Origin of the sequence: Agarivorans sp. 2_MG-2023, from assembly GCF_030548085.1 — a bacterium.
In the GTDB taxonomy this organism is placed as follows: Bacteria; Pseudomonadota; Gammaproteobacteria; order Enterobacterales; family Celerinatantimonadaceae; genus Agarivorans.
On the sequence record NZ_JAUORQ010000010.1, the window covers coordinates 124,580 to 150,389 of the forward strand.

General features: G+C 44.4%; 29 protein-coding genes. 13 read left to right on the top strand and 16 right to left on the bottom strand.

What is annotated here, in order from left to right; all coding sequences use genetic code 11:
- Positions 1-6: 6 nt before the first annotated feature.
- The 6 genes from purD to Q4549_RS15720 all read left to right on the top strand — a co-directional run bounded on the left by purD (position 7) and on the right by Q4549_RS15720 (position 7,354).
- Entirely contained in the window at positions 7-1,296 is a 1,290-nt protein-coding gene (gene purD / locus Q4549_RS15695) for a phosphoribosylamine--glycine ligase (protein ID WP_303553323.1), read from the top strand.
- Between the two features lie 157 nt (positions 1,297-1,453).
- Complete coding sequence (locus Q4549_RS15700) at positions 1,454-2,050, top strand: YitT family protein (RefSeq protein WP_137673813.1); 597 nt, start codon at positions 1,454-1,456, stop codon at positions 2,048-2,050.
- A gap of 3 nt (positions 2,051-2,053) precedes the next feature.
- Positions 2,054-3,262, top strand: a complete 1,209-nt coding sequence (locus Q4549_RS15705; protein WP_303553322.1) for a methyltransferase — start codon at positions 2,054-2,056, stop codon at positions 3,260-3,262.
- 78 nt (positions 3,263-3,340) lie between these two features.
- Positions 3,341-4,936, top strand: a complete 1,596-nt coding sequence (locus tag Q4549_RS15710; protein ID WP_303553321.1) for a succinylglutamate desuccinylase/aspartoacylase family protein — start codon at positions 3,341-3,343, stop codon at positions 4,934-4,936.
- Positions 4,937-4,962: 26 nt separating this feature from the next.
- Positions 4,963-5,556, top strand: coding sequence for a DNA-3-methyladenine glycosylase I (locus Q4549_RS15715; protein WP_303553320.1), 594 nt, complete (start codon positions 4,963-4,965; stop codon positions 5,554-5,556).
- 847 nt (positions 5,557-6,403) lie between these two features.
- Positions 6,404-7,354 (top strand): NADPH:quinone reductase, encoded by a 951-nt coding sequence (locus Q4549_RS15720; RefSeq protein WP_303553319.1) that lies wholly within the window; start codon positions 6,404-6,406, stop codon positions 7,352-7,354.
- Between the two features lie 63 nt (positions 7,355-7,417).
- Here the strand turns inward: Q4549_RS15720 and Q4549_RS15725 are convergent, their stop codons facing one another.
- Positions 7,418-8,488: a TRAP transporter substrate-binding protein gene (locus Q4549_RS15725; RefSeq protein WP_303515848.1), complete on the bottom strand. Its 1,071-nt coding sequence runs from the start codon at positions 8,486-8,488 to the stop codon at positions 7,418-7,420.
- Positions 8,489-8,738: 250 nt separating this feature from the next.
- Positions 8,739-9,437 carry an aquaporin Z gene (gene aqpZ / locus Q4549_RS15730; protein WP_137673807.1) on the bottom strand — a complete coding sequence of 233 codons (699 nt, stop codon included), beginning with the start codon at positions 9,435-9,437 and terminating at the stop codon, positions 8,739-8,741.
- Between the two features lie 281 nt (positions 9,438-9,718).
- Here aqpZ and Q4549_RS15735 point away from each other — a divergent pair, with 281 nt between their 5' ends.
- On the top strand, positions 9,719-10,258 hold the full coding sequence (locus Q4549_RS15735; RefSeq protein WP_137673806.1) for a YfaZ family outer membrane protein: 540 nt from the start codon (positions 9,719-9,721) through the stop codon (positions 10,256-10,258).
- 68 nt (positions 10,259-10,326) lie between these two features.
- On the opposite strand, the gene Q4549_RS15740 is transcribed toward Q4549_RS15735, so the two are convergent.
- The 3 genes from Q4549_RS15740 to Q4549_RS15750 all read right to left on the bottom strand — a co-directional run bounded on the left by Q4549_RS15740 (position 10,327) and on the right by Q4549_RS15750 (position 13,410).
- Positions 10,327-11,556 carry an ABC transporter substrate-binding protein gene (locus Q4549_RS15740; RefSeq protein WP_201798745.1) on the bottom strand — a complete coding sequence of 410 codons (1,230 nt, stop codon included), beginning with the start codon at positions 11,554-11,556 and terminating at the stop codon, positions 10,327-10,329.
- A gap of 70 nt (positions 11,557-11,626) precedes the next feature.
- Entirely contained in the window at positions 11,627-12,478 is an 852-nt protein-coding gene (locus Q4549_RS15745; protein ID WP_137673805.1) for a carbohydrate ABC transporter permease, read from the bottom strand.
- A complete protein-coding gene (locus Q4549_RS15750; RefSeq protein ID WP_174235951.1) occupies positions 12,478-13,410 on the bottom strand; it encodes a carbohydrate ABC transporter permease in 933 nt (310 codons plus the stop codon). The genes Q4549_RS15745 and Q4549_RS15750 overlap by 1 nt, the downstream gene beginning before the upstream one ends.
- Positions 13,411-13,669: 259 nt before the next feature.
- Here Q4549_RS15750 and Q4549_RS15755 point away from each other — a divergent pair, with 259 nt between their 5' ends.
- Both Q4549_RS15755 and leuA read left to right on the top strand, forming a co-directional pair.
- Entirely contained in the window at positions 13,670-14,773 is a 1,104-nt protein-coding gene (locus Q4549_RS15755) for an ABC transporter ATP-binding protein (protein WP_303553318.1), read from the top strand.
- 282 nt (positions 14,774-15,055) lie between these two features.
- Positions 15,056-16,729, top strand: coding sequence for a 2-isopropylmalate synthase (gene leuA / locus Q4549_RS15760; RefSeq protein WP_303553317.1), 1,674 nt, complete (start codon positions 15,056-15,058; stop codon positions 16,727-16,729).
- Positions 16,730-16,770: 41 nt separating this feature from the next.
- Here the strand turns inward: leuA and Q4549_RS15765 are convergent, their stop codons facing one another.
- Together Q4549_RS15765 and Q4549_RS15770 are read right to left on the bottom strand one after the other, a co-directional pair.
- Entirely contained in the window at positions 16,771-17,250 is a 480-nt protein-coding gene (locus tag Q4549_RS15765; RefSeq protein WP_137673802.1) for a peptidylprolyl isomerase, read from the bottom strand.
- A 102-nt stretch (positions 17,251-17,352) separates the two neighbouring features.
- The gene (locus Q4549_RS15770; RefSeq protein ID WP_303553316.1) at positions 17,353-17,544 is read right to left on the bottom strand and encodes a hypothetical protein; all 192 of its coding nucleotides are present in this window, start codon (positions 17,542-17,544) and stop codon (positions 17,353-17,355) included.
- 275 nt (positions 17,545-17,819) lie between these two features.
- On the opposite strand from Q4549_RS15770, the gene Q4549_RS15775 reads away from it, so the two are divergent.
- The gene (locus Q4549_RS15775) at positions 17,820-18,242 is read left to right on the top strand and encodes a hypothetical protein (protein WP_303515861.1); all 423 of its coding nucleotides are present in this window, start codon (positions 17,820-17,822) and stop codon (positions 18,240-18,242) included.
- On the opposite strand, the gene Q4549_RS15780 is transcribed toward Q4549_RS15775, so the two are convergent.
- From Q4549_RS15780 to Q4549_RS15790, 3 genes are all read right to left on the bottom strand, one after another.
- Positions 18,239-18,592, bottom strand: coding sequence for a sirohydrochlorin chelatase (locus Q4549_RS15780; RefSeq protein ID WP_303553315.1), 354 nt, complete (start codon positions 18,590-18,592; stop codon positions 18,239-18,241). The genes Q4549_RS15775 and Q4549_RS15780 overlap by 4 nt on opposite strands.
- Before the next feature lie 158 nt (positions 18,593-18,750).
- On the bottom strand, positions 18,751-19,023 hold the full coding sequence (gene hupA / locus Q4549_RS15785) for a nucleoid-associated protein HU-alpha (RefSeq protein ID WP_137673798.1): 273 nt from the start codon (positions 19,021-19,023) through the stop codon (positions 18,751-18,753).
- 167 nt (positions 19,024-19,190) lie between these two features.
- On the bottom strand, positions 19,191-19,775 hold the full coding sequence (locus Q4549_RS15790) for a YjaG family protein (RefSeq protein WP_303553314.1): 585 nt from the start codon (positions 19,773-19,775) through the stop codon (positions 19,191-19,193).
- Positions 19,776-19,896: 121 nt separating this feature from the next.
- Between Q4549_RS15790 and Q4549_RS15795 the strand changes: the two genes are divergently transcribed.
- A complete protein-coding gene (locus Q4549_RS15795) occupies positions 19,897-20,829 on the top strand; it encodes a D-2-hydroxyacid dehydrogenase (RefSeq protein WP_303553313.1) in 933 nt (310 codons plus the stop codon).
- A 31-nt stretch (positions 20,830-20,860) separates the two neighbouring features.
- Here Q4549_RS15795 and Q4549_RS15800 read toward each other — a convergent pair whose 3' ends face one another.
- Entirely contained in the window at positions 20,861-21,100 is a 240-nt protein-coding gene (locus tag Q4549_RS15800; RefSeq protein WP_137673795.1) for a TIGR02922 family protein, read from the bottom strand.
- 261 nt (positions 21,101-21,361) lie between these two features.
- Here Q4549_RS15800 and Q4549_RS15805 point away from each other — a divergent pair, with 261 nt between their 5' ends.
- Positions 21,362-21,574, top strand: coding sequence for a DUF4177 domain-containing protein (locus Q4549_RS15805; RefSeq protein WP_137673794.1), 213 nt, complete (start codon positions 21,362-21,364; stop codon positions 21,572-21,574).
- Between the two features lie 3 nt (positions 21,575-21,577).
- Entirely contained in the window at positions 21,578-21,961 is a 384-nt protein-coding gene (locus Q4549_RS15810) for a TM2 domain-containing protein (RefSeq protein WP_303553312.1), read from the top strand.
- Here the strand turns inward: Q4549_RS15810 and Q4549_RS15815 are convergent.
- The 5 genes from Q4549_RS15815 to nudC form a co-directional block, all read right to left on the bottom strand.
- Positions 21,958-22,131 carry a PLDc N-terminal domain-containing protein gene (locus tag Q4549_RS15815; protein WP_303515879.1) on the bottom strand — a complete coding sequence of 58 codons (174 nt, stop codon included), beginning with the start codon at positions 22,129-22,131 and terminating at the stop codon, positions 21,958-21,960. The two genes, Q4549_RS15810 and Q4549_RS15815, sit on opposite strands and share 4 nt — an antisense overlap.
- Positions 22,132-22,157: 26 nt before the next feature.
- Entirely contained in the window at positions 22,158-22,487 is a 330-nt protein-coding gene (locus tag Q4549_RS15820) for a hypothetical protein (protein ID WP_303553311.1), read from the bottom strand.
- A 10-nt stretch (positions 22,488-22,497) separates the two neighbouring features.
- A complete protein-coding gene (locus tag Q4549_RS15825; protein WP_303557214.1) occupies positions 22,498-23,283 on the bottom strand; it encodes a sulfite exporter TauE/SafE family protein in 786 nt (261 codons plus the stop codon).
- A 376-nt stretch (positions 23,284-23,659) separates the two neighbouring features.
- Positions 23,660-24,724 carry a uroporphyrinogen decarboxylase gene (gene hemE, locus Q4549_RS15830; protein ID WP_303553310.1) on the bottom strand — a complete coding sequence of 355 codons (1,065 nt, stop codon included), beginning with the start codon at positions 24,722-24,724 and terminating at the stop codon, positions 23,660-23,662.
- Between the two features lie 105 nt (positions 24,725-24,829).
- Positions 24,830-25,624 carry an NAD(+) diphosphatase gene (gene nudC, locus Q4549_RS15835; protein ID WP_137673790.1) on the bottom strand — a complete coding sequence of 265 codons (795 nt, stop codon included), beginning with the start codon at positions 25,622-25,624 and terminating at the stop codon, positions 24,830-24,832.
- Between the last annotated feature and the right edge of the window lie 186 nt (positions 25,625-25,810).

Sequence of the window (25,810 nt, forward strand, 5' to 3'; positions counted from 1 at the left end):
GACAAAATGAATGTACTTGTGATTGGCGGCGGTGGCCGCGAACATGCTCTAGCATGGAAGGCTGCGCAATCTCCTTTAGTTGAAAAAGTATTTGTTGCCCCAGGTAACGCTGGTTCAGCCCTTGAGCCTAAGCTCGAAAACGTAGAAATTGGTGTTGAAGACATCGCTGGCTTGCTAAGTTTTGCTCAGGATAACAAAGTTGAACTGACCATTGTTGGCCCAGAAGCGCCACTAGTAATTGGTGTGGTTGATGCCTTTCGTGCCGCGGGCCTGAAGATTTTCGGTCCTACCGAAAAAGCAGCTCAGCTTGAAGGCTCTAAGTCATTCACTAAAGATTTCTTAGCGCGTCACGACATTCCTACTGGTTACTACCAAACCTTTACCGAAGTAGCGCCTGCTATTGCCTACGTGAAAGAACAAGGTGCACCTATTGTTGTTAAAGCCGATGGCTTAGCTGCAGGTAAAGGCGTGATTGTTGCCATGACCGAAGCCGAAGCAATTGCTGCGATTGAAGACATGCTAGCCGACAACGCCTTTGGTGAAGCCGGTTCACGCGTTGTTATCGAAGAGTTTTTAGATGGCGAAGAAGCCAGCTTCATCGTAATGGTTGATGGTAAAAATGTACTCGCCATGGCCACTAGCCAAGACCACAAACGTGTGGGTGACGGCGACAGCGGCTTAAACACCGGCGGCATGGGTGCTTATTCACCGGCTCCAGTGGTTACAGCTGAAATCCACCAGCGCATTATGGATGAAGTGATTATGCCTACCGTTAAAGGCATGACTGCAGAGGACAATGAATACACTGGTTTCTTGTACGCTGGTTTAATGATTATGGCCGATGGTTCGCCAAAAATTATTGAGTATAACTGCCGCTTTGGCGACCCTGAAACGCAGCCTATTATGATGCGTATGCAATCAGACATTGTTGAACTATGTTTAGCTGCTGTAGACGGAAAACTAGATACCCAGACCGCCAAGTTTGATGCCCGCCCAGCTATGGGTGTAGTACTCGCAGCAGCAGGTTACCCAGGCTCTTACCCAAAAGGTGATGTAATCACCTTGCCAAGCCTTAGCGAAGAAAGCGATAGCGCAAAAGTGTTCCACGCAGGTACTGCCGATAAAGACGGTAACATTGTCACTAATGGTGGCCGAGTTGTATGTGCCACAGCATTAGGCAATACCGTAACCGAAGCACAAGCTAATACTTATGAGCTAGTGAAAAAAGTATCGTGGGAAGGCATGTTCCACCGCAACGATATTGGTTACCGCGCGATTGCCCGCGAAAAAAGCTAATTTAGCCACTAAGCGGCCTGTAGCATAAACAGATAAAACCACTATGAGTAATAATCATGGTGGTTTTTTTTGTTTCTATGATTTCATATAGCGATTTATCTCAAACACTGACTGGCGATGCTATTATTCACTGTCAGTATTTAATAACGGAAGCTCAATGGAACGGCACAATCTTTTAGAAGATATATTAGCCTTGTTAATTGGCACCACCATGGTGGCTTTAGGGGTATTCTTTTTTAAAGAGACTCAGCTACTTACCGGAGGTACCGCTGGTTTAGCCTTACTCGCAAACCAATTTTTAGACCTCTCCTTTGGCCAAATCTTCTTAATTATTAACCTACCCTTTTTTGTATTAGGCTTTGTCAAAATGGGTGCCGCCTTCACCTTTCGAACTATAGCGTGTGTATTACTGGTGTCCTTGTTTACCGATTACATGCACCTTGTGATTGATATCGCGGCGCTCAATCGCGCCTATGCCGCTGTGGCAGGTGGTTTTTTAATTGGTACCGGTATGCTTATTTTGATCCGCCATAAAGGCAGCTTAGGTGGAGTAAATATTCTGGCACTATATCTACAAAAGCGCTTTAATATTCGAGCCGGACACGTGCAAATGGCGCTAGACATTGTCATTGTGGCAGCATCTTACTTTTTGGTACCACTTAGCGTGCTGCTATGGTCTATTGCAGGCGCTGCCGCCTTAAACATAGTCATAGCCCTTAATCATAAAAGCGGCCGCTACCAAGGCTTGTCTTAAGCAATGTTTCAAGCACTAGCGCCACAGGCTTTACACGCTCAATTTAGCCAACATGATCACTTGCTAAGCAGATATCAAGCCTACTGGCAACTCACCCCTTTTCAGCATCAGCAATTGCCTTGGCACAACCCAGGGTTGCTAAATAGCTTACAAAGCCTAAGCGAAACCCAAATCAACCAGCTGGAATTAGAGCCTGCGTTAGCCCTTGCTCACTTCGCTGAATTTTTCCCAGAGTTAAGCCCATGTCTTGAGCAGTGGTCACTTACCCCAGCCAAACAACAGCCTTTGTCTACTCCCTTTTGGTTTAACACTGGCATTAAAGGGCGAAAAGCTGAGCAGATCCAAGCCTTTAGTCAGCAACTGAGCGATACAAAACTACCCATTTTAGAATGGTGTGCAGGTAAGGGTCACCTTGGTCGATTGATTAGCTTTCACCACCAGCTCCCCGTAACTAGTTTGGAATGGCAAGCCAGCTTATGCGAACACGGTGAGCAGCTCGCCAAGCAGTTCAATGTAGATCAGCATTTTCATCACTGTGACGTGTTAAACGCTGACTCCCATCAGTATGTAAAACCCCAGCAACATGCCGTTGCCTTACATGCCTGTGGCGAACTGCATTTACAGCTGTTGCGTTCAGCCGTTCAAAGTAAAACCCAAGAGCTTAGCCTGTGCCCCTGTTGTTACCACCTAATTACCGGCGAGCACTATCAAGCCTTGTCAGCTCGCGCTAAGCAAAGCGTATTGCATTTAACCAAGCAAGATTTGCGTTTAGCGGTCGCCCAATCAGTCACATCAGGACAGCGAGTACAAACACTGCGCCAAAGAGAAATTCATTGGCGTTTAAGTTATCAATGTTTGCGCGAAGCGCTCAGTGGAGAGACTCACTACCAAGCGCTACCTTCAGTAGCGAAGCATTGGTTTGCCCAAGGTAAACCGTTTAATGATTTTGCTCATTGGGCTTGCCAACAGCACTCGCTAACAGCGCCAGCCAATCTCGATTGGCAGCATTATTTATGCTTGGGTAAGCAACGCCACCTATTAGTACGACAAATAGAGTTGGTACAGCACCTGTTTAGGCCCATAATGGAACACTGGCTGTTGCTAGATCGCAGTCTGTTTTTACAAGAACACGGTTATCAAGTTGGATTAACGGAACTTTTCCCCTTCCAAACCAGTCCACGTAATGTATTAATACAAGCAGCACTAGCCTAAACCTGCTTTAATCACTGTTGCTGCATTTGCTGTTCGCATTGCTTTAGTGCCAAACCATTTGTTTTAATTGGAGACGCTATGTCACGTTGTGTTTTGTTTGTTTTGTTGTGTTTCAGTTTTACTGCCTTTGCCACAGAGCAAGAAGATCAATATGAAGAGGTGATGAATCCAAAGCTATCGGAAGCAGAACAAGCCGACCTTAGTGAACCTGCCGAGCTCAAGCAGGCCGCCCCATCATCAGAACAAACGCAAAACTCAAGCAGCCCAGTCAACAACGCTGATATTGATAGCACAGGCACAGATAACACAAGCACTAACAATGATGCGCTAAGCGCTAAGACTAGCGAAGCGCTAGAACTGCCCGATCAACCTAAGCCAATTATTCCTATTGTTGTGGGCAAAAATACGCCAGCCAAGGAAGATGTAGAAACCGCCATTGACGAAGCGGCTCAAGAACCCGTTTGGGGCCCTTTAACTTTACTGAATACCGAACTTAGCCCTAACAGCACTGCAACTCTAGATTGGTATTCTGGTCACTTACCAGGTGGTTTTGAACTCGCCACCCCAGTGGTGGTTATTCACGGTAAAGAGCCCGGTCCTAGGGTATGTTTAACGGCAGCGATTCATGGCGATGAAGTAAACGGAGTAGAGATTGCGCGCCGGGTAGTGCAAAACTTAAAATCAGAAGATCTCAAAGGCACCATTATTTCGGTGCCAGTGGTTAACATTGACGGCTTGTGGCGTAAAGATCGCTACATGTCTGATCGTCGCGACCTTAACCGAGCGTTCCCTGGTGACCCTAACGGCTCTACCGCTTCTCGAGTAGCCCATAGCTTGTTCACTAGCATCATTCGTCACTGTGATAGTGTCATCGACCTGCACTCTGGTTCTATGTACCGAGAAAACGTAAGCCAGTTACGCGCCGATATTACCCTGCCAGCCGTATCTGAATTAGCCAGTCATTTTGGCGCAATTCCGGTATTGCAAAGCATCGCCCCTCCCGGCAGTTTACGTGGTGCTTCTACTGCCGCTGGTATACCTGCGGTAGTCATGGAAGTTGGCGGCCCATTTACGGTTGATGTGAAGCTTGTAGAAACTGGAGCTAAGGCGCTGCGCAGCTATTTAAGCGCGATTGAAATGCTGCCTCGTTCATTTTTTTGGTCATCACCTCAGCCAGTATTTTACGCCTCTGAGTGGATCCGTTCTCGCCAAGGCGGGATCTTGATTAACAAAGTCAGCCTTGGGCAAAAGGTCAAAAAAGGTCAGTTATTGGGTGAGATTAGTAACCCCATTACTGAAGAGGTGGAACTTATTAATGCTCCATTTAATGCCATGGTATTAGGCCGAGCCCAAGATCAGTTTGTGAGTGCCGGTTACGCTGTCTACAACTTAGGCGAGCAGCGAAGCATTGAAGATCTCGAACAGCAAGGCGAGCAAATTAAGAAAAAAGTGGTTGAGAAAAACGCCGAGCAAATGGGTATACCTAAAGCTGAAGACGCCGCCAATGACGAACAAGCAGATAACGAAACAGATTCAGCAACAGACTCTGAGGGGGCAATAGAGCCGGCACTGCCCAGCGAGGAAGAGCCTCCCGCCGAAAGCTCTAACGCGACGAGCGGGGAAACCCAGAGCGTAACTATACAATCAATTGATCCGCTCAATGAAAGCCATTAAACAAAACCATTAAGAGGATTTGCAAGGTGACTAAAACAACACAGCCGGTTCGCTGCCAATGGTGCGGTGACGATGAAGACTACCAACACTACCACGACCAAACGTGGGGACGGCCAGTTTATGACTCTGTAGAGCTATTTGCCAAGCTGTGTTTAGACGGTCAACAAGCGGGCTTGTCGTGGATTACCATCTTGCGAAAACAGCAAAACTACTATCAAGCTTATGCCCAGTTTCAACCTCAGAAAATTGCCCTATTCGATCAGCAAGACTGCGAACGATTAATGCAAAACAAAGGGATCGTGCGTAACAAGCTTAAGATCAACTCAATAGTAAAAAATGCAAAAGGCTACTTAGCCATTGAAGCGCAAGGTGGCACGTTTAGTGACTACATTTGGAGTTTTGTTGGCGGAAAAACCATTGTTAATCAACATGCTAGTTCAAAAGATATTCCTACCGAAAGTCTCGAATCTCAAGCTATGTCTAAAGCGCTAAAAAAAGCGGGGTTTAGCTTTGTTGGCCCAACTATATGCTACGCCTTTATGCAAGCTGTAGGGATGATCAACGACCACGTTGTAGGCTGTCATGTCTATCAAGACTGTGTCGAGTTAGCTCGAGTGTAATCAGGAGGCATTAAAAGTTACAAAAGGCAGGTGTCTGTTTAAGAGTTTCTTTCTAGAGGGTAACGCTTGGGAGTATTAGCTTCCTCAGTGAGTGTGAGGAACGCTTTTCGCCTGATCGGCGATTACATCGTTATTACTGTGTTACTTGTTCTTTTCTTGCTTGTTCTGTTGTTACTGCAGTTCTGAAATTAACGGCTTAATTCAGCAATGCGTTGTTCTTCAGTTTTTTTGTTTTGTAAGTAGCTTAGTGCAACCCAACCCATAAAATCCATCATAATCATTCTCTCTCTATTTAGTGTAAAATTAACGGCTACGTTCTTGAAGTTTTTGTTCTTCAGTTTTGTTTTTACCAAAGTAGTTAAGGGCTACTAATCCAAAAAGTTCGTACATAATCTTGTTCCTCTAATTTAATTAACTGTATTAACGGCTACGTTGAGCTGCAGTTTGTTCGTTGTTAAAGTTTTTTGCGCGAAGTGCGTAATATAAACCGAATAATTCCATAATATTTCCACCTATTGGTTTTAGTTAAATGTGAAAGTAAATAACGCCTGCTTGCTGCTTCTTGTTAGTAACTTTCTTCTACGGTTTTAATTTTATGCGACATGCCGCACATTTAGTATTATGAAAATTACTTTTAATATTACTAAATTTAGTTTTTGGTAATTTTATTACCAAAATAGCCTTTGAAAACATTTTCATTACAGTTTCAAAATTTGTCTTTTGTCGAAAATGGTCATTTAAAATTCTTAAAAAGGATCACAGTGTTGAAATTTGCTGGATTTTCATCCGGCTTTTTTGGGTTATGCTGACTAAATCTAGATTTTTCACATAGGTTGGAAGCAATTTAATGAAAACGATCCAAGCAGAGTTCCATGGTGATCAACTTAAGCTCAATCAACGTCCTGATTTAGTGGCCGACGATCAACAAATCTTAATCAAGGTTGCCGCTGCTGGCGTAAACCCAGTTGACACCTATATTGTGGCAGGCACTAACAACTACACGGCTAACTTCCCACACACTCCCGGTAAGGATGCTGCAGGCACGATTATTGGTTTAGGGGAAAACGTGGAAGGCTTTGAACTAGGCCAACGAGTTTATTGCGCAGGCACGCTAAGTGGCGCTAGCGCCGAACTGTGCTTAGCCAGCCCAAATCACGTTTATCCATTACCGAACAACTTGAGCTTCGAGCAGGGTGCTTGTTTAGGCACACCTTACGCCACCGCTTGGCGCGCATTGTTTATAAGAGCCAATAGCCAAGCTGCAGAAACGGTACTGATTCATGGGGCCAGTGGCGGCGTAGGTATAGCAGCAATTCAATTTGCCAAAGCCGCTGGTTGCAGGGTATTTGCTACAGCAGGAAGCGATGCTGGTTTAGCCCTATTGAAGCAACAAGGTGCGGATGTGGTCGCCAACCATCACCTCCCCGAGCATTACCAAGCACTTCAGCAAGCTGGCAAGGTAGACGTTGTACTAGAGATGCTGGCGAATCAAAACTTAGGCGATGATCTGCCCTTGCTGAATAAAGGTGGCAGAGTGGTGGTTATTGGTAGCCGTGGTAGCGTTGAAATAAACCCTAGAGACTTAATGGCTAGAGATGCCTGCATCATGGGTATGGCGTTAGCCAATGCAACTCCGCAGCAATTACAGCAAATTCATGCTGCTATTTATGCAGGGGCCGAAGCGGGCTTTGTAAACCCTGTTATTGCCAAGCGTTTTGCCTTGGCTGATACAACCGACGCCCATCATGCAGTTATGCAAGCCGGCGCCACCGGTAATGTAGTGATCAACGTGGGTTAGCCAATCAGTTAATGGCTAAACAAAAAGCGGCCGAAGCCGCTTTTTTTATAAAGCCTTCGCGGCTTACAGATCTTTGGTACTTTCTAAGTAGCCATAATCAGAAATCAAAGTATAAGCGCGGGCTTTTTTAGTGAATGCCTGCTGTGACTCAATAATCTCTTTAGCGAGTGGGTCACGCGTGGCGTGCTCAGCCAACAACTCGTCATTGGCTTTTTTAAGCGCTGCTAATACTTCTTTAGGAAAAGTGCGCACTTTAATATCTGGGTACTCTTGCAGCATAGTTGCCCAGTTGTTGGTACTCATGGCGGTCGCTTCAACGTAAATATCAAAAGCGGTTGCGCGCATTGCTGTTTCCAATATCACTTGTAGATCTTTTGGCAGCTTTGCAAACTTCTTCTTATTAATTAAAAACATGTTCTCTGAGCCAGGCTCGTGCCAACCGGTGTAGTAATAAGGTGCAATTTTATGAAAACCCATGCGTAAGTCTAATGAAGGCCCCACCCATTCCAAGGCATCAATGGTATTTCGCTCTAAGGCTGTATATAACTCGGCAGGAGGAATATTAACCGGTGTTGCTCCTAGTTTAGCCAACACTTCCCCTGCAAAACCAGGAATCCGCATTTTGAGATTTTTTAGGTCTTCAACACTGTTAATTTCATTACGAAACCAACCGCCCATTTGCACACCGGTATTACCACCAGGATAAGTGAGCAAATTGTGAGGTTCGTAAACTTTGGCCATTAACTCTTTACCACCACCATATGCATACCAAGCATGTTGCTCCATGGCGGTCATACCAAATGGCATAGTAGTGAAAAACATGGTGTTAGGCACTTTGCCTTTGTAATAGTAGGATGCCGAGTGTCCCATGTCGTATTGACCACTTTTCACCAAGTCAAATACACCCAGAGCGGCCTTGTGTTTGTTTGCAGAATCAACCCGAATTTGTAATCGACCATCTGACATTTCCTCAGCCATTTTTGCAAAGCGCTGAACCCCGGTATCTAGCAAAGGAAATTTGGTCGGCCAAGACTCCGCCAGTTTAAGTTTGTACACTTTTCCTTCAGCAGCCACAGCGCTCAAGCTTAAGCAGCTGGTAAGCAATGCTGCAAAGCACAGCAATCCCTTTCTCATTGGTATGTCCTTATATGTAGGTTACAGGTCTTTTTTATTATGTTGTGTAATGCCTAAAGCTAATGCCAACTAGCATGCATTAACAGAATAGTAACAGACCTGTGGCAAGGCTAAAACCAACGTTTAGTCAGCAGCTTAAGAGAAAGAATTTGGAGTGAGATTTAACGCTGAAACGCCTAAAAAAAATGCTCTCCCTCTATATAAGGAAGAGCATTATTTAAGATCTGGCTTCGTTCGATGCACTTAGCACTTAGCTTTTAGCTGATATTTGTTTGTACATTAACGCTGCGCATACTGCACCGATAATAGGCGCTACCCAAAATAGCCACAATTGACCCAATGCAATACCACCTTCAATTAAGGCCGGAGCAGTACTCCGAGCCGGATTTACCGAGGTATTTGTGACCGGAATGGAGATGAGGTGGATTAAAGTTAATCCTAAACCAATAGCGATAGGGGCAAAGCCTGCAGGTGCGCGCTCATCCGTAGCACCCAAAATGATAAACAAGAACATAAAGGTCATCACTATTTCACATACTAATGCTGCGATTAGGCTATAACCACCTGGCGAGTGCATATCAAAACCGTTACTCGCTAAACCATGACTTGCAAGGTCGTAATCAGCATTACCACTGGCAATTAAGTACAAAATAATGGCGCCAACAAACCCGCCTAGTAACTGGGCACAGATGTACGGGAATACATCAACCTTAGAGAAGCGCCCTGCAGCCATTAAACCAATGGTGACCGCTGGGTTTAAATGACAACCAGATATATGACCGATAGCAAACGCCATAGTCAGTACAGTTAAACCAAAAGCGATAGACACCCCGACTAGACCAATGCCTACCTCAGGAAATGCAGCCGCTAATACTGCACTACCACAGCCCCCTAACACTAACCAAAATGTGCCAATCCCTTCGGCAATTAAACGATTAAACAATGGCATGTTTGCTCTCCTTTTCAAACATTTAATGAGTATTACAACAACAAGTTGTAGCAGCCTAACTATAGGCTACTCTCGCCATTCACACTGTGTTTTTTAATTGAAATTTTAGTGATGCCCTAGTTCGCTCAGCGGCAATTTGTCCCCCTTTAATTGTGATTAAACAACTAATTGTCGATCAGGCAGCTTATCCGTTCAAAATAAAGGCGATTATCAGATAATTAAATAAAATAGTGGTACAATCTCGGCGTTTTAGTCTGGATGAACATCAATATAGGAAACTTATGTTTAAACGTTCTTTGTTAGTTGCGAGCCTTTTCGCAATGAGTAGCACCGCCGCCCTTGCTAGCTCAATTAAATTTGACCTTAATAACGACGTATTTGAGACCGGCTTTTCAACCGCCATTGCACCGGGTGCCGAGATGTCCGCTAACTACATGTACTCTCGTCCAGAGGGTGATTTAGCAGACTTTGGTATTAAGGCTACTCACCAACAAGATATTCATAAGTTTTCTATCGGTGCTAAATTTACCAAGCTATGGGCAAACAACCGAGAAAACCCGCACGCGTTTGCAATTGGTGGTGATTACAAAATTACTGTGGCACAAAACTTAAATGTGTCAGCAAGTGCTTATTACGCTCCGTCAGTGTTAACGAGCAGCGAGTTAAACCGCTACTACGATTTAGATGCCAAAATCGCTTATTCGATTATGCCTCAAGCTGATGTTTACCTTGGTTATCGCGCCATTCAGTTTCGTTACAGCAACGAACCCGATTTAGATTTTACTAAAGGCCTATACATTGGTGCAGCCTTTAATTTCTAGATAAAAAAAAGCCCTGTTAAACAGGGCTTTTTATTAGAGGTATGTTCTTAAGGAAAAGAAATATAAAACTATTTAAATGTACGCTGACGCGTTTTTTCTAAGCCCTTCAAGATCTTATCTAAACGATCTGGGTGAACCATAAACTCTTGGAAACCTTTCATGCCGGCTTTGGCCATTGCAGGATCAGTATCGCGGTCATAGAACTGAGCAGTACCTGCTGCAGATCCCAACATAGCCACACCTTTATTCAAGAATTCATTATCTTCAGCTTTAGCCTTCTTGTTAGGCGGAATTTGCAATAAGGCTTTATTGATTTTGGTTTGGTTCTCAGGACGAGCCATAAACGCTAGGTATTTTCTGGCGTCTTCTTTGTTCTTGGCTTTTACAGGAATATGTAAAGTATCCATTGGCGCATCTTCCGCCACACCTACCGTTGGGTCGATAATAGGGAATTGGAAAAAGCCCATTTTATCTTTCATGTCTTCTGGGAAGTTAGGCGTAATGAAGTTGCCAATCAGGTACATGGCTGCATCACCGTTGTATAGGAACGGCTGCGCTTCTTGCCAAGAGTATGAAGCGTGGTTTTCTAAGAAGTAACCTGGCTCGATCATCTCTTGCCATTTCTTCATAGTTTTCACAACACGGGCATCAGTGTAAGGCACCTTGCCTTCCATTAACTCCATGTGGAAATCTAAGCCATTTACTCGCAAGTTCATGTAGTCGAACCAACCTGCAGCAGTCCAAAGGTATTTGGTACCAATCGCTATAGGAGCAACACCATTTTCTTTTAGGATCTTAGAGGCTTCAAGTAACTCTTCCCACAAGTAAGGTTCTTCGATGTCGTACTTCTCGAAGATATCTTTACGGTAGTAAATGCCCCACTGGTAGTAGGTGTAAGGAACACCCCATTGCTTCCCGTCAATCGTCATAGCTGGAGCTGCGGTAGCAAAATCTGAAGCCATATTGTTGGCTTCCCAAATATCACTCACATCTTCAAACAAACCTTTATCTACAAAAGCCTTCATACGGTTACCCGCATACCAGTGAACAACATCTGGCGGCGACGTCACTAACCAGTTACGGATAGTGGTTTTGTAAGCTTCGTGATCATACAAATTGTATTTCACTTTAATGTCTGGGTACTCTTTTTCAAATTCAGCAATGATTTCTGCAAATGCGGCTTTAGGTGCAGGGTCAGAAGCATCAGAGTTAATAATCAGCGTACCTGCATTGGCATAGCCACTGATTAAAGTAGCTAGCGCAAGCGCCTGACCACATTGTTTTAGTTTACTCATCATTTACATTCCTTAGTTTTTGTTGTCCTTGTGAAGGATTTATTACTTCCCTCATTATTGCTTGAGGGTGCGTTTAGCCTTTGGTTGCCCCTAGAGTCAACCCAGCAATAAAATGACGCTGCATGGTAAAAAATAGTATGACCGGAGGTAAGGCCGCAACTACTGCACCGGCTGATATCAACTGCCAAGATGCCAACCATTGTCCTTGCAACGCACTGAGGCCAGCGGTAACGGGGCGAACTTCATCGCTTTGTACCAATACCAAGGCCCAGAAAAAATCATTCCAAATAAAGGTAAATACTAATACTGCTAACGCGGCTGTTGCCGGTTTCACTAGCGGCAATACAATATGCCAGAAAATCTTAAACTCACTAACGCCTTCAACCCGCGCAGATTCAATCAGTTCGGTAGGTAAACCAACAATAAAGTTACGCATAAACAGCGTACAAAAACCGGTTTGGAAGGCAATATGAAACAAAATCAATGCCCAGTGAGTATCGTACAAACCAAACTGAATAGTGAGGTCTCGCACCGGAATCATTAAGATCTGAAACGGAACAAAGTTACCTGCAATAAAAGTAGCAAAGATCCAAATATTGGCTTTGAAGTTGTACTTAGCCAGCGCAAAACCAGCCATGGTCGACAAGGCCACACAGCCAGCTACCGCAGGTAAAGTAATAATTAAGCTATTCAATAAATACTGAAACATCGGGGTTGATGTAAAAACTTGCGTATAGTTTTCAATCAACATCCACTCGCTTGGCCATCCCCAGTAATTACCTTGGTTAATGTCATCCAACGAGCGCACCGACGTTGCCATTACAGCAATTAACGGCAGTAGCCATAACACTATCGAAATAGGTAGAGCGACTCGGTAACTAATATTGGTAAAGGCAGAGGCCTTTTCTATAGGACGTGGGTACATTATTTCTCACTCCTTATCATCCGCCACAAGAAGTAAGCGATATAGATATCCATAATTAAAAATAGCACTACAGCCACCGCAGCACCGTAACCCATGCGATAGTTGAAAATAGATTCTTCGTACATCATGTATGCCAGTACGGTTGAGCTTCCCCATGGTCCGCCAGCAGTCATAGTTGCCACTAAGTCGAAGGAACGTAGCGCACCAATCACTGTGACAACAATGGCAATAAATGTCGCGGGCCTTAACTGAGGCAATACGATGTACCAAAGCATTTTGAAGCCTTTGGCGTTATCCAAACGGGCGGCTTCAAGCTGTTCGTGATTAAGATTGTTTAAGCCGGTGAGGTACAAAATCATACAGTAGGCAATTTGTGGCCATAAACCCGCAGCAATAATGCCGTAGGTCACTAAATCTTCATCGGCGAGAATAGAAATGGGGTCACCTCCGAGGAAGCTAATAACGCTATTTAGTACGCCAAAGCTCGGGTCGTAGAACCAAGAGAAAACTAAACCCACTACCACTTGTGAGATAACAAAAGGGAAAAAGAATAAAGCTTTAACTAAGCGTATTCCGTATACCTGTTGATTCAAGAACAGGGCAATAGCCAATCCCATCGGTGGCGCCAGCATAAACAACACCATCCATAAAATATTGTTGGTTAAGGCGGTCCAAAACTGATCGCTGTCAAACAGCTCTACATAGTTTCCAAAACCAATAAAGGTTTTCTCGCCCAAACCATCCCACTCAAAAAAGCTGAGCCAGATGCTGTCCAGTACTGGAAACAAAACATAAATTGAAAAGATGATTAACGCTGGACCTAAAAACATCCAAGGTGCTACGTCACTAGCGCGTAATCGTTTACCCGACACTAACTCAGACGCCGTATTTACGGCATTTTTCTGAGATTTATTTGAAGAACTCGACGCCATTCCATGTTCCTTATTTGCCTGCCGGTATCCAGTAATATAGCTATAAATAGCAGATTTCTGTTGATACGCATCGCATTTCAGCAAGTTTCACCGCCCTTTCGAGCGTTCTAGTATCTATCGTTATTATCAAACTTAGATCAAATATTGTGACAAGTAAACGTTTTCACCAAGCAATTGTTAAGGTAAAGTAACGAACTATGATCAACATCATACTTGTTCAGTTGCTAGAATTATAAGTGACCAATGATAGGGATAGAAAATGGCAGATATCACACTAAAGGGCTTAGTTAAACGCTATGCCAAAGTAGAAACAATTCACGGCGTAGACCTAGACATCAACCACGGAGAGTTTGTCGTGTTTGTTGGCCCATCGGGTTGTGGTAAGTCTACCCTACTGCGGATGATTGCTGGCTTGGAGGATATTTCCGACGGCGAACTAAGCATTGATAATCAAGTAGTTAACCAAGTTGACCCGGCCGAGCGCGGCGTTGCAATGGTATTCCAATCTTACGCTCTTTACCCCCACATGACCGTAGCCGAGAACATGGGTTTTGGCATGAAAATGAATGGCGTAGACAAAGCTGAAATAGATAAAAAAGTGTCCATGGCAGCCAAAACACTGCAGATGGAAAACTTACTACAACGCACACCAAAAGAGCTCTCTGGTGGCCAACGCCAACGAGTTGCAATTGGTCGAGCCATTGTTCGCGACCCTCGCGTATTCCTGTTTGATGAACCGCTATCAAACCTCGACGCAGAGCTGCGTGTTGAGATGCGTTTACAAATTGCCAAACTGCACAAAGAACTACAAACCACCATGGTCTATGTAACTCACGACCAAGTAGAGGCGATGACCTTAGCCGATAAAATTGTGGTATTGCGTGCTGGTAATATTGAGCAAGTAGGTTCGCCACTAGAACTCTATAATTACCCAGAGAACTTGTTTGTGGCAGGCTTTATTGGCTCTCCAAAAATGAACTTCATGCCAAGCACCGTAAAAGCATTAGAGGGGAATACTGCAACAATAGAGCTACCAGACGGCCAGCAAATTAACATAGAGGTGAGAGATAACAGCGTTACAGTAGGTGAAAAACTGCAACTGGGTATTCGCCCAGAGCACTTGCGCTTAGATGACAGCGGCGAACTCAAGCTGGCTTTCCAAAGTGAAGTGAGCGAACGCCTTGGTAATGCCACCTATTTGTTTGGTCAATTGGGCGAAATTGATGGAATCAAAGTTCATGTAAACGGTGACCACCAAGTGCCCCGTTACACTGAAATTACCCTTAGCTGTGACCTAAACGAATGTTATTTGTTTAACGAAGCAGAACAAGCGGTAAAGGTTTACCAAAAAACCATTAAGTAACACTAGTTGGCTATATCACGCCAGCGGAACAAAACGCGTAATCATTGCTCATTAATCAGGATTAAGCAGCAATGATTGCGCATTATTATTCAATACCAACAATTTAAACATACACTCCCCCTTCGCTTTTGCGTATACTTTTCAACATGTTCACTTGTTGAGAAAAATCATGTTAATCAAAACCCTGCGACTAAGCCGCAGTCAGCGCACTATCTAGGCAAGCGCTGGCTGGCAATTCGCCTTACTTACCCATGACTTACGCTCGCAATCAAGGAAATTAGCATGTCTCAATTTAGTCACTCAAAATACCAAGCCTTTAAACCCGTCGCTTTGCCTCAACGACAATGGCCAAGCAATACCATTACTCATGCTCCTCAGTGGTGTAGCGTAGATTTACGTGATGGTAACCAAGCCCTTATTGAACCCATGTCGGTAGAGCAAAAACAGCGTTTATTCGCGTTATTGATCAAACTAGGTTTTAAGCAAATTGAAGTGGGCTTTCCAGCCGCTTCTACTACTGATTACGATTTTGTTCGCTGGCTTATTGAAACCAATCAAATCCCAGACGATGTCTCAATTCAAGTATTAACCCAAGCCCGCCCAGCCTTGATTGCAAAGACATTTGAAGCCTTAAAAGGGGCAAAAAATGCCATTGTGCACTTGTACAACTCAACCTCAAAAGTGCAACGCGACAAAGTGTTTAAGCTAGATAAAGCCGGGATTATTGAAATAGCAGTTAAAGGCGCACGCGAATTACAACAACATGCAGACTGCAATCCCGACACCAATTGGCAATTTCAGTATTCTCCAGAGAGTTTTACTGGCACAGAATTAGATTTTGCCGTGGATATTTGCAATGCCGTGGTTGCCGAATGGCGGCCTAAAGCCAGCCAAAAGATCATTTTGAATTTGCCAGCGACTGTGGAGATGTCTACTCCCAACATTTATGCCGATCAAATAGAGTGGTTTATTCATCACATCGATAATCGCGAAGATTTAATTATTAGCCAGCATACCCATAACGACCGTGGTTGCGGCATTGCTGCAGCAGAATTAGGGCAATTGGCTGGCGCAGATCGGGTAGAAGGCACCTTGTTAGGCAATGGTGAGCGCACCGGCAATATGGATATTGTGACCATGGCCATGAACTTGTATAGCCAGGGCATTGATCCACAATTGAACTTGGCCGATGTAGACGAAATTGTTCAAGTCGTGAAGTTTTGCACCCAATTACCGGTGCACCCACGCCACCCTTACGTGGGCGAGTTGGTATTTACTGCCTTTTCTGGCAGCCACCAAGATGCAATTAAAAAATGTTTGGATATTCAACAGCCAGAACAGCACTGGGATGTGGCCTATTTACCCATCGACCCAGCTGACCTTGGCCGTGATTATCAAGAAGTGATCCGCATTAACAGTCAATCCGGAAAAGGCGGCATCGCGTATATCTTGGATAAAGACTATGGGATTCAGTTGCCACGTTGGGCGCTTATCGAATTTAGCGCAGTGGTTCAGCAAGATGCCGAGCAAAGCGGTGAAGAAATTAGCCCCGACAAAATTTGGCAGCTATTTCAGCGCCAGTATTTGCAGCAACAACGCGCTTATCAGTTGGCTAATTACCAAGTCAATTATGAGCAGCAAGAGCAAGTGCAGGTATTGTTAGAACGTGACCAAGAACAGTTTCAGATAAAGGCCAGCGGAAATGGTGCATTAGCAGCTTTTGTTAATGGCTTAGCTCAGCAGTTCAATATTGAGATTGAGGTGTTAGATTACAATGAACACGCCTTGAGTAAGGGCGCAGAAGCCGAAGCGGTTTGTTATATTCAAGCCAAAATCGCCGGCAAACGCTACCTAGGTGTAGCCATTGATAAAGACATTCTAACGGCAAGTTTAAAAGCCACACTATGTGCTTTAAACCAAGAGTTATGCCAGCAGCCTATTGGTGAGCCAGCATAACTAAGTACTAAAGCCAGCGCTTGGCAGCGCTGGTTTATTGATTAATGCTGATGACCACCAGCGCCATGAGCATGGCCATGTGCCAGTTCTTCTTCTGTTGCAGCACGCACTTCTACAAGCTTAATGGCAAAGTCTAAGTGTTTGCCGGCATAAGGGTGGTTAGTATCGATAGTCGCCATAAACTTGCCCACTTTTACTACTGTAACTTGGCGTGGGCCTTGCTCGGTTTGTACCACTGCAGGCATACCCGCTTTCCAGTTTTTAGCACCTTGTAAATGCTTAACTGAAATACGTTCGACTGCATTCTCGTCACGCACGCCATAGCCGTCTTCCGGGGCTAAACTAAGCGCTATTTCTGCGCCTGCTTCTTTCCCTTCAAGACCCGCTTCAATAGCGGGAATCATCGCTTTATGTCCATGTAGATAAGCCACGGCATCTTGCTGGGTGCTTTCTAGCATTGGGCCGTCTGTTTCGTGCAAGGTGTACTCAAAACGTACAACACTATCTTTAGCAACTTTCATGTTCTTTTCTCAAACCATTAAATGTTGCAACACTAAAACAGAAACCACTATCTTTGCCAAGTCTTAGGGGTGTTTTTGCATGAGCATGGGGTTGTGTGCTGGCTAATCAAGGAACAGTATCCGGCTGTTCGACTCATCGTTGATACTGGCTTCAAACTCACATTGAGATTTACTTTTAGACTTTGTGGAAACGTTTACATGCATTTCCGACTTAGTGAGTGCATTTCGTCGATTACGGCGTCGTCGTGATGGCAATACTGCCATTTCAACTTCCTTGATGTCATACGCTAGCATTCAGCTCTCCCTGCAAATTAGCTTTTTAATTAGTATGCGGATTTATTGTTACAGGAATTCAGCCTAGTTGAAGATATCGCTTTCTACAGCACGACCTTAGTCGTATTTACTTTTTGGCTATCACGTAAGCAGCTCAGTCTCTATGCGCTAATTCATAAATTGAATAACAGTGATAACCGCGAGGTGCTTGCCCAATCCTTCATATATGTTCAGAATCCAATCAGATATGACGAAAGATTAATCAACAAGGAGGTTGAAATAATAAGAGGTGACCGATGAGTATAGATAATGTTGTTCAATATGCATCCCCTACAGAACCAAGCCATGCATCACAAGCACTAATGGAGCACTTGTTCTCTTTACGCAGCTTGCCTAGCCAGCAGCATCTAAATGAAATAGCCAGTTTAAGCCTAGAGATTCAATCTTTAGACACCTTAAACCAACTCTCAATTTTGCGTGATACTGCCGAGCGTCAACACCTATTCGAAAACTTTGAGTCTAGCTCGTGGTTTGTACAAGAAGGTGGTGATTACTTGTATCGCCCAGAGTTACTGCGTAATGCGCCACTGACTAAAGTGATGCTACTACTCAAAGAAACGCTCACTTATCGTAATTGGCAGGGTTTATTGCAATTAGCTCACCCGCATTACTTACCGCAGCTACTAGGACGCATAAGGGATTTTAGCGACTTAGATTAAAGCGATTGGCAGATAAACTCTGCTAAACCATCAAAACCACCGAGATGGGGCTGCAGATCTATATGTAAATCAGGGTAATCTTGCTTAGCTTGCTCAATTATTCTCGGCAAATCGTTCACAACATGGGTGCCCGCAGCCAGAAAATGCGGGTACATAACGATTTGCCTGATCCCCGTTTGATAACACTGCTCGATTTTTTGCGAAATACTCGGTTCAACTAACTCCAAAAACGCGGCGTGCACTTGCTGATAATCACTCAACTTGTTTGCCATTGCTTCGGCGAGAGTGACCACTTCTTGATTTGATTGGGGACGGCGGCTTCCGTGTGCCACTACCAATAAGGCTTTCATATTCTTCCTACTGATCGATTGAACGGCTGAAATAGCGGATCGCTTTGCAGCTTGATTGAAGACTTAGTTTACTGAATCGAACCGGAGATGGGAAAAACAATCTGAAGGAAACAAAAGAGGAAAAATTAGCCTCTGCAAGCAGAGGCTAATTAAAGAAACTATTTAACAGCGTCTTTTAATGCTTTACCAGCTACAAAGGCAGGTACATTGGCTGCTGCAATTTGGATCTCAGCACCAGTCTGAGGATTGCGACCAGTGCGGGCTGCACGATGATTAACTTTGAATGTACCAAAGCCGATTAGCTGAACTTGGTCGCCTTCTTTAAGCGCACCAGTTACCGCACCTAAAGTTGTTTCCAATGCTAGTTTTGCTTGAGCTTTTGATAGGTCAGCTTTTTCAGCAATAGCATCAATTAGTTCAGTTTTGTTCATAATGTCTAAATCCTTTATGTTCGTTTTAAATAATCCAGCTTCACTTTAAGAGAAAAAAAAACCCCGCGCAAAGAGTTTTTCTGCTTTAGAGCCTTGTTTGGCGGGGCTTTAACCAATTTATGCGTAAACAGTCACAAAAACACCCAGTATTTGACGTTTATTCCGAACTAATTGCTTTCTAAGCAGATACCTAAATTGCTGACACCTTGGTTCACTGCCAGCGCTTTCAAGGCTTGAATGGCGTTTTTATCGCCATCTACTTGGTCAACAAGATCCAACAATGCACTCTGAAAAGCCATTTCGTGCTGTACTAATTCTTGCTGCATTATTTCAGCTTCGCTTTGCTCACCAAACTGCAACTCCAAAAAACTTAAAACGCTGGCTAAAGAGGTTTGGCTAGCTTGCTCTGCTTCTTGGCCAGTAGATTCTAACAAAGCACTAAACAAACACTCTGTCACTACGCAACAATCTAAAGCTGGATATACCCCGTACATATCGTAATCTTGAGGCTCTGGGATCAAGTCTTCAAAACGTTCCCGCTGCGCGGAAAAGTTAATGCGAGTTTTAGGGTACATGGCACTTTCCCAAAACAGCGCCAATAGTTTTTTAAAGTCGGCATCATGCTCAAGCTCTACCGCCTGACAAAACAACAAATAATTTGGCGACATTCTTTGCAACAGCGCTAGGCAATATAAAGATTGTTGTTTGGCAGACAACTGCGCTAAACGGTCGATATCACATGGGGTAAGCATTGTTTGCTCCGCGCTAAATAAAACGATTAAGATAATCGAAAGGCTAATAGGTTATGCAGCTTAACACCAGCGTAATCGCTTAGCTAAATTAACTCTTGTTTGCGAAGAACTAAGGTGCAACATGCAGATCACTATTATCAACCCGCAGGCTCAACAATATGCCGCAGCCCTTCAGCCACAATTTCCTCAATGTGATTGGCACCTCGCGTCGCATGTCTCTGAGCTGTCAGATACGGCTCTGCAAAGCCAAGTATTATTGGCTACGCCCAGTGATGCAGCCCAAGTGCTTAACCGCATGCCAAACCTAGCATGGCTTCACTCTACCTTTGCAGGAATAGATGCCCTACTCGCCGAAGATTTGCCTAAGCATTACCTACTCACAAATAGCCGAGGCACCTTTGGTCCTTTAATGAGCGAGTATGTGTTTTCTTATCTACTTGCGCACACTCAGCAGCACCTTGCCTATCGGAGCCAGCACCAGCAAGCCTTGTGGCAGGCTCTGCCTAGCAATAGCTTACAGGGGCAAACCTTTTGCTGTATTGGCAGTGGCAATATCAGCCAACACCTCGCAGGTACAGCTCGTCACTTTGGTATGCGACCGGTCGCATTAAGCCATAGCGGCTCGCCAAAAGCGGCCTTTGACCACGTACAAGCATTTTCCCAGCAGCAACAACTCTGCGCGACTGCCAAGGTCGTGGTGGCGGTATTACCCAATACCAAAGCGACTCAAGGTTTGCTAGACCAGGATTTTTTTGCGGGCTTAGCCGACGATGTGGTGTTTTTTAATGTAGGCCGAGGGGCAACATTAAATCAGCAAGCCTTACTGCAGTTTCTAGAAGCCAAGCCCAAAGCGCGGGCAATACTTGATGTCACTAACCCCGAGCCGTTGCCAGAAGACCATCCTTTATGGCAACAAGCCAACTGCATGATCACGCCACATATCTCGGCACCTAGCCGGGTAGCAGATATCATTCAATTGTTTGCCGACAACTTAAGCCGTTATTTACAGGGAGAAGATTTGATAGATAAAGTGGATTTTGCGAAAGGTTATTAATAGGCAGCGAACGATTCGCTGCCTTGAGAGATTAATCTGCGTCGCCTTCAAAGGCGATTTGCTTTTCTAAATCAAAGGCGGCAAATGCGCGGTCACCTAAGGAGTTAAGAACTTTCACCTCTCCATCTAAAATGGCAATGATGATTTTTCCTAGTTTATCTTCATTAGGGATAATGACCCGGCCTTTGCTACTTTGACTCAGCTCAGACAGTACCTGTTGCTGTAACAACAGTGGATTATCTTCATCATAGTAAAGCATGGTTACTTTCATAGCTGTTCCCTAACGCTTACCCATCAACTTAAACATACCAACAAACTCACTAGCAAATAGCAAGTTTGGCTCACATAAACATCAAACGCTCTGTATTAAGCCTGTAACAAGCAATAAGCTTTTGTCTCTAAAGACTATTTGATTACAAAAACCACCGCTATGTATTTAAAAGTAGCATAGCTTTTGAATTGCGCTTAATGATGGTTTTGCTTTTAAGCATAGCTTATAGTCGAACAACTGTTATTAGAGAATGAGAGCAACATGGCTTACAAAGAATACAAAGTAATCGCAATTACCGAAGGGGCTTTAGGCACCTTGTTTCTAGGTGCATCAGGCATGCCTTTGCAAAAAGTAGAGGCAAGCTTGAACAAAGAAGCTAGCGATGGTTGGCAGCTGGTATTTCAGGTGATTGAAAATCGTCGCTTCTGGTTATTTTGGAGTCGCGAAACGGTAATTGTGACTCTGGGGCGTTAAACCATGTTAAACCGCGAGCAATTAGAACAGCAGCAAGAACAGCTGCGTTTATCGGTGAGAGAGCTGCCTGATGAGCAACGTAAGCAGTTTCATCATGCTTGGCAAAAACAAGTAAAAGACCCAGATAGCTACGCTGTGCTTAACTATTTGATGCTCGCGGGATTACACCATTTTTATCTAGCTAAGTGGCTACGAGGTTTGCTCAATCTAGGCATTTCACTGGTGGCTCTACTGTTAATGCTAGGTGGCGTTTGGCAATGGGGTTTAGCGATATTAATCGCCATCACCGTGGTCGAACTGCCCGCACTGTTTCGTTCAGAGTTAATGGTGCTGCAGCACAATAACCAAAAAATGCAGGCCTTACTTAAACAACTAAAAGAGCCCTAGTTTTTGGGCCCTTTAAATAGCCATAATACAATGCCAGCTAGTGGCAGTAAGCAGATTAAGAATATCCAAAGATATTTACGGCCAATTTCCGCACTGCTGTTTAAAATCTTCACTATGGCGAATATGTCGCCAACTAAAATCACAATGGCTAACAACAATGACAGAGACATTGTTACTCCTCGTTAAAAAATTTTGCCTATTCTAAATCAATTTGGCGACGCAGGTTAAACAGAATGCTCTGACGGCTTTTAGCTAATTCATTATCTGGTTGCAAACTTATTTGTTGGGTGACCATTTGCAGCTCAAAATACAACCAGCTACGCACAAATACCCCGTAGCGAGTATCTAAGCCAAATGCCACTAAGCGTGAATAATCATTGGCTTGGCCAGGTTCTGCTTGGTAAAGCTGATTACGCGATTCCACCAGCACTTCGCCTAATTGCTTCTCTGAAACAGGGGCAGCAGCAAATGCAGCAGTACTAGAAAACCAAGCAATCAGAACTGCCGAGAATAAAAACTTTTTCATCAAACCTCTCCTACTCAATCAATAACTTAATGGCCATTACTAATAGCAGCAAGGCAAAAGCTTGCTTAAGCCGTTTGGCGGGCAAACGATAAGCCAAGCGACTACCTAAACGGGCAAATATGGAGCTGGTAAGCACAATGCCTAACCATGCAGGCAAATAAACATAACCCAAACTCCAGGCCGGTAAGTCGGCTTCATGCCAACCATTATAGATGTATGCAACAGTGCCCACTAACGCAATCGGTAAGCCACATACTGCCGAAATAGCAACAGCTTTGGGAGCTGATACGCCATACCAACTCAAACTAGGAAAAGTAATGGTACCGCCGCCAATGCCAAACATAGCAGAGATACAGCCCACAATAGCACCTAATAAACTGGTGCCTGCAGGCCCAGGTAAACTGCGTTGAGCCTTAGGCGTTCTACCAAACGCCATATACAGCGCCATAACCAGTAAGAAACCAGCAAAATAGTTAGTTAAGTGATCGGCATGTAAGCGGGTAGCCACCCAAGCGCCAAACATCGATCCAAACACTATCCCGCCACCCAAGCGTTTCACAATATTCCAATCAATTGAGCCACGACAATAATGGGCGTAGCTGGCGCTACTAGCTGTGATAATAATCGAGGCTAATGACGTGCCAATGGCTAAGTGAATCGCCGATTCACTGGCAAAACCCATGGCTCCAAAGCTACCAATTAGCACCGGCACAATGACTAAACCGCCACCAATACCAAATAACCCCGACATTAAACCTGCCGCGGCACCAATAAGTAAAAAACTAAGAAACATCATAGCGATAAATAGAAAATTCGATTATCTAGTGCGCTCAGTCTGCGGGATGACTAGCTGTTGCGCAAGCACTTCTGTTTTACCATTGAGGGTATGATAAGAAAGATAAGGAAGAACGTTAGGTTCACCTACACTTTTTAGCTTATAGGTAACAACCATTATCAGCACAAGAATAAACACTATGCCTATTTGCAAAGGGGATTTCATAACAAAAAGCTCTCAGTTACGGCCAAAAATGAACTTCATCCGTAAAGAGTTCTAAGTACTTTACTATATCAAAGCTGAGGGCAATAGCGAGGGTGATTCAGTTAAATAACACGCCGTATAGCTAATACGTGTTATTTAACTTTGTTATATGTGAAGTAGGTAGATATTAACGCTACTTGTGATAAGGCGCGCTTAATTCATGAACAGCGTCAATAAAGGCGCCCGCATGCTCAGGGTTTACATCTGGGTGAATGCCATGGCCTAAGTTAAATACGTGGCCATTGCCTTCACCAAAACCTTCAAGAATAGTGGCAACTTCTTCACGAATACGATCTACTGGCGCATACAACATTGAGGGATCCATGTTGCCTTGCAAGGCCACTTTGTCGCCAATGCGTTTTTTCGCTTCAGCAATATTAATGGTCCAATCTAAGCCTACTGCATCACAACCCGTAGCAGCGATTTGCTCTAACCACTGACCACCGTTTTTGGTGAATAAAGTCACTGGCACAGTTTGGCCATCGGCTTTACGGGTTAAGCCATCAACAATTTTGTGCATGTAACGTAACGAGAACTCGTTGTAATCGCGTGGCGATAATACCCCACCCCAAGTATCAAATATCATCACTGACTGAGCACCAGCAGCGATTTGCGCGTTTAAATACAAGATGACTGATTCAGCTAGTTTATCGAGTAACAAGTGCAGAGTTTGCGGCTCGCTAAAGGCCATTTTTTTAATACCAGCAAACGACTTAGTCGTGCCGCCTTCAACCATATAAGTTGCCAAAGTCCAAGGGCTACCAGAAAAGCCAATCAGCGGTACTTCGCCTTTCAGCTCTCGCTTAATAGTGCGAACGGCATTCATTACATAACCCAGCTCTTGCTCTGGATCTGGCACACCTAAGGCTTCAACTTGTGCCCTGCTGGTCACTGGGCGTTCAAACTTTGGGCCTTCTCCGGTAGAGAAATACAAACCTAAACCCATAGCGTCGGGAATAGTGAGAATGTCGGAAAACAAAATAGCCGCGTCAAGCTTAAAACGACGCAGTGGCTGCAAGGTTACTTCACAAGCCAAGTCAGCATCACGACACACCGACATAAAATCACCTGCGTCTTTGCGTACAGCTCGATACTCAGGCAAATAGCGACCCGCTTGGCGCATCATCCATACTGGTGTTACGTCTACAGGCTGCTTTAACAGTGCGCGCAAATAGCGATCGTTTTTAAGTTCCGACATTAACTTTCCCGATTATCTAAAATTTTAGCTAGTGCATTGTAACTAGCTGCCTTAACAACTCAAGCCTTATAACTAAGCCTGAGCAGTTTATGTAAGACCCCATAATTATTCGTTAGTTTTTTGTCCAAGCCAGTGATTAATCATATCTCGGGCAATCGTGCCAGTTGGCGGAAGGTGAGGCAGGTCGCTGTAATCAAACCACTGGGCATCGGCCAGTTCGCGACGGTCAATATTCACCTCACCAGTGTCATATTCGGCAAAATAAGCGGCCATAATCGAATGGGGAAACGCCCAAGGCTGGCTCCGCCAGTAACTCACATTTTTAACCCTAATACCGGTTTCTTCGTGCACTTCTCGATGCACGGTTTGTTCAAGCGTTTCTCCCGCTTCAACAAAGCCAGCAATGGCCGTGTATATCGGTTGCTCTTGCTTTTGATGGCGGCGATGGTTTGCTAGCAGCACTTTGCGGCCATCACTAATTAGCACAATTATGCTGGGCGAAATTCGTGGGTACGCTCTAAAGCCGCAATGGTCACATTGCATGGCTAACTCCCAGTCCACCCGTTCTAGGGCTTCACCGCAACTGCCACAAAAACGGTGGGTTTTAAGAAACAAGGCAAATTGTTGCGCTTTTCCCACCAAATTAAAGAGCGGGCCACTGAGTACCGACATACTGCTGCGTAAATCAATCCATTCACCCATGCCCAAATCAATTGCTTCGCTCAACTCCAAACGCAAACATGCCTCGCCTTTATAACTGGCAAAGCGTTCAACTTGGGTAAAATCTAACTCGGGTAAAGGCAGGTCTTCAACATCACCGTATGGAATACACTCACCTTGAGGGATCACTAATATCTGGTTGCCGCAGGTAAAAAACCACCAGCCAAATTGTTTACTCACACTTCATCCTTTCTCTAACGCGAGCTTGCTCAATAGGCAAATAATGACCAAGCTTACACTACATAACAAGCTTTTCACGACTGACAAATGTTTAGCCACGCCTCACTTAAACTAAATATCGGTTGACGAAAGCCCCGATTTTATTTAGTTATAGTTATATTCTTTAGGGATTTAGGAGCAAGGGCA

Excerpts from the sequence above, each read along its gene's own strand:
- purD (WP_303553323.1), top strand. The coding sequence starts at position 7 with ATGAATGTACTTGTGATTGGCGGCGGTGGCCGCGAACATGCTCTAGCA.
- Q4549_RS15700 (WP_137673813.1), top strand. The coding sequence starts at position 1,454 with ATGGAACGGCACAATCTTTTAGAAGATATATTAGCCTTGTTAATTGGC.
- Q4549_RS15705 (WP_303553322.1), top strand. The coding sequence starts at position 2,054 with ATGTTTCAAGCACTAGCGCCACAGGCTTTACACGCTCAATTTAGCCAA.
- Q4549_RS15710 (WP_303553321.1), top strand. The coding sequence starts at position 3,341 with ATGTCACGTTGTGTTTTGTTTGTTTTGTTGTGTTTCAGTTTTACTGCC.
- Q4549_RS15720 (WP_303553319.1), top strand. The coding sequence starts at position 6,404 with ATGAAAACGATCCAAGCAGAGTTCCATGGTGATCAACTTAAGCTCAAT.
- Q4549_RS15725 (WP_303515848.1), bottom strand. The coding sequence starts at position 8,488 with ATGAGAAAGGGATTGCTGTGCTTTGCAGCATTGCTTACCAGCTGCTTA.
- aqpZ (WP_137673807.1), bottom strand. The coding sequence starts at position 9,437 with ATGCCATTGTTTAATCGTTTAATTGCCGAAGGGATTGGCACATTTTGG.
- Q4549_RS15735 (WP_137673806.1), top strand. The coding sequence starts at position 9,719 with ATGTTTAAACGTTCTTTGTTAGTTGCGAGCCTTTTCGCAATGAGTAGC.
- Q4549_RS15740 (WP_201798745.1), bottom strand. The coding sequence starts at position 11,556 with ATGATGAGTAAACTAAAACAATGTGGTCAGGCGCTTGCGCTAGCTACT.
- Q4549_RS15745 (WP_137673805.1), bottom strand. The coding sequence starts at position 12,478 with ATGTACCCACGTCCTATAGAAAAGGCCTCTGCCTTTACCAATATTAGT.
- Q4549_RS15750 (WP_174235951.1), bottom strand. The coding sequence starts at position 13,410 with ATGGCGTCGAGTTCTTCAAATAAATCTCAGAAAAATGCCGTAAATACG.
- Q4549_RS15755 (WP_303553318.1), top strand. The coding sequence starts at position 13,670 with ATGGCAGATATCACACTAAAGGGCTTAGTTAAACGCTATGCCAAAGTA.
- leuA (WP_303553317.1), top strand. The coding sequence starts at position 15,056 with ATGTCTCAATTTAGTCACTCAAAATACCAAGCCTTTAAACCCGTCGCT.
- Q4549_RS15765 (WP_137673802.1), bottom strand. The coding sequence starts at position 17,250 with ATGAAAGTTGCTAAAGATAGTGTTGTACGTTTTGAGTACACCTTGCAC.
- Q4549_RS15770 (WP_303553316.1), bottom strand. The coding sequence starts at position 17,544 with ATGCTAGCGTATGACATCAAGGAAGTTGAAATGGCAGTATTGCCATCA.
- Q4549_RS15775 (WP_303515861.1), top strand. The coding sequence starts at position 17,820 with ATGAGTATAGATAATGTTGTTCAATATGCATCCCCTACAGAACCAAGC.
- Q4549_RS15780 (WP_303553315.1), bottom strand. The coding sequence starts at position 18,592 with ATGAAAGCCTTATTGGTAGTGGCACACGGAAGCCGCCGTCCCCAATCA.
- hupA (WP_137673798.1), bottom strand. The coding sequence starts at position 19,023 with ATGAACAAAACTGAACTAATTGATGCTATTGCTGAAAAAGCTGACCTA.
- Q4549_RS15790 (WP_303553314.1), bottom strand. The coding sequence starts at position 19,775 with ATGCTTACCCCATGTGATATCGACCGTTTAGCGCAGTTGTCTGCCAAA.
- Q4549_RS15795 (WP_303553313.1), top strand. The coding sequence starts at position 19,897 with ATGCAGATCACTATTATCAACCCGCAGGCTCAACAATATGCCGCAGCC.
- Q4549_RS15800 (WP_137673795.1), bottom strand. The coding sequence starts at position 21,100 with ATGAAAGTAACCATGCTTTACTATGATGAAGATAATCCACTGTTGTTA.
- Q4549_RS15805 (WP_137673794.1), top strand. The coding sequence starts at position 21,362 with ATGGCTTACAAAGAATACAAAGTAATCGCAATTACCGAAGGGGCTTTA.
- Q4549_RS15810 (WP_303553312.1), top strand. The coding sequence starts at position 21,578 with ATGTTAAACCGCGAGCAATTAGAACAGCAGCAAGAACAGCTGCGTTTA.
- Q4549_RS15815 (WP_303515879.1), bottom strand. The coding sequence starts at position 22,131 with ATGTCTCTGTCATTGTTGTTAGCCATTGTGATTTTAGTTGGCGACATA.
- Q4549_RS15820 (WP_303553311.1), bottom strand. The coding sequence starts at position 22,487 with ATGAAAAAGTTTTTATTCTCGGCAGTTCTGATTGCTTGGTTTTCTAGT.
- Q4549_RS15825 (WP_303557214.1), bottom strand. The coding sequence starts at position 23,283 with ATGATGTTTCTTAGTTTTTTACTTATTGGTGCCGCGGCAGGTTTAATG.
- hemE (WP_303553310.1), bottom strand. The coding sequence starts at position 24,724 with ATGTCGGAACTTAAAAACGATCGCTATTTGCGCGCACTGTTAAAGCAG.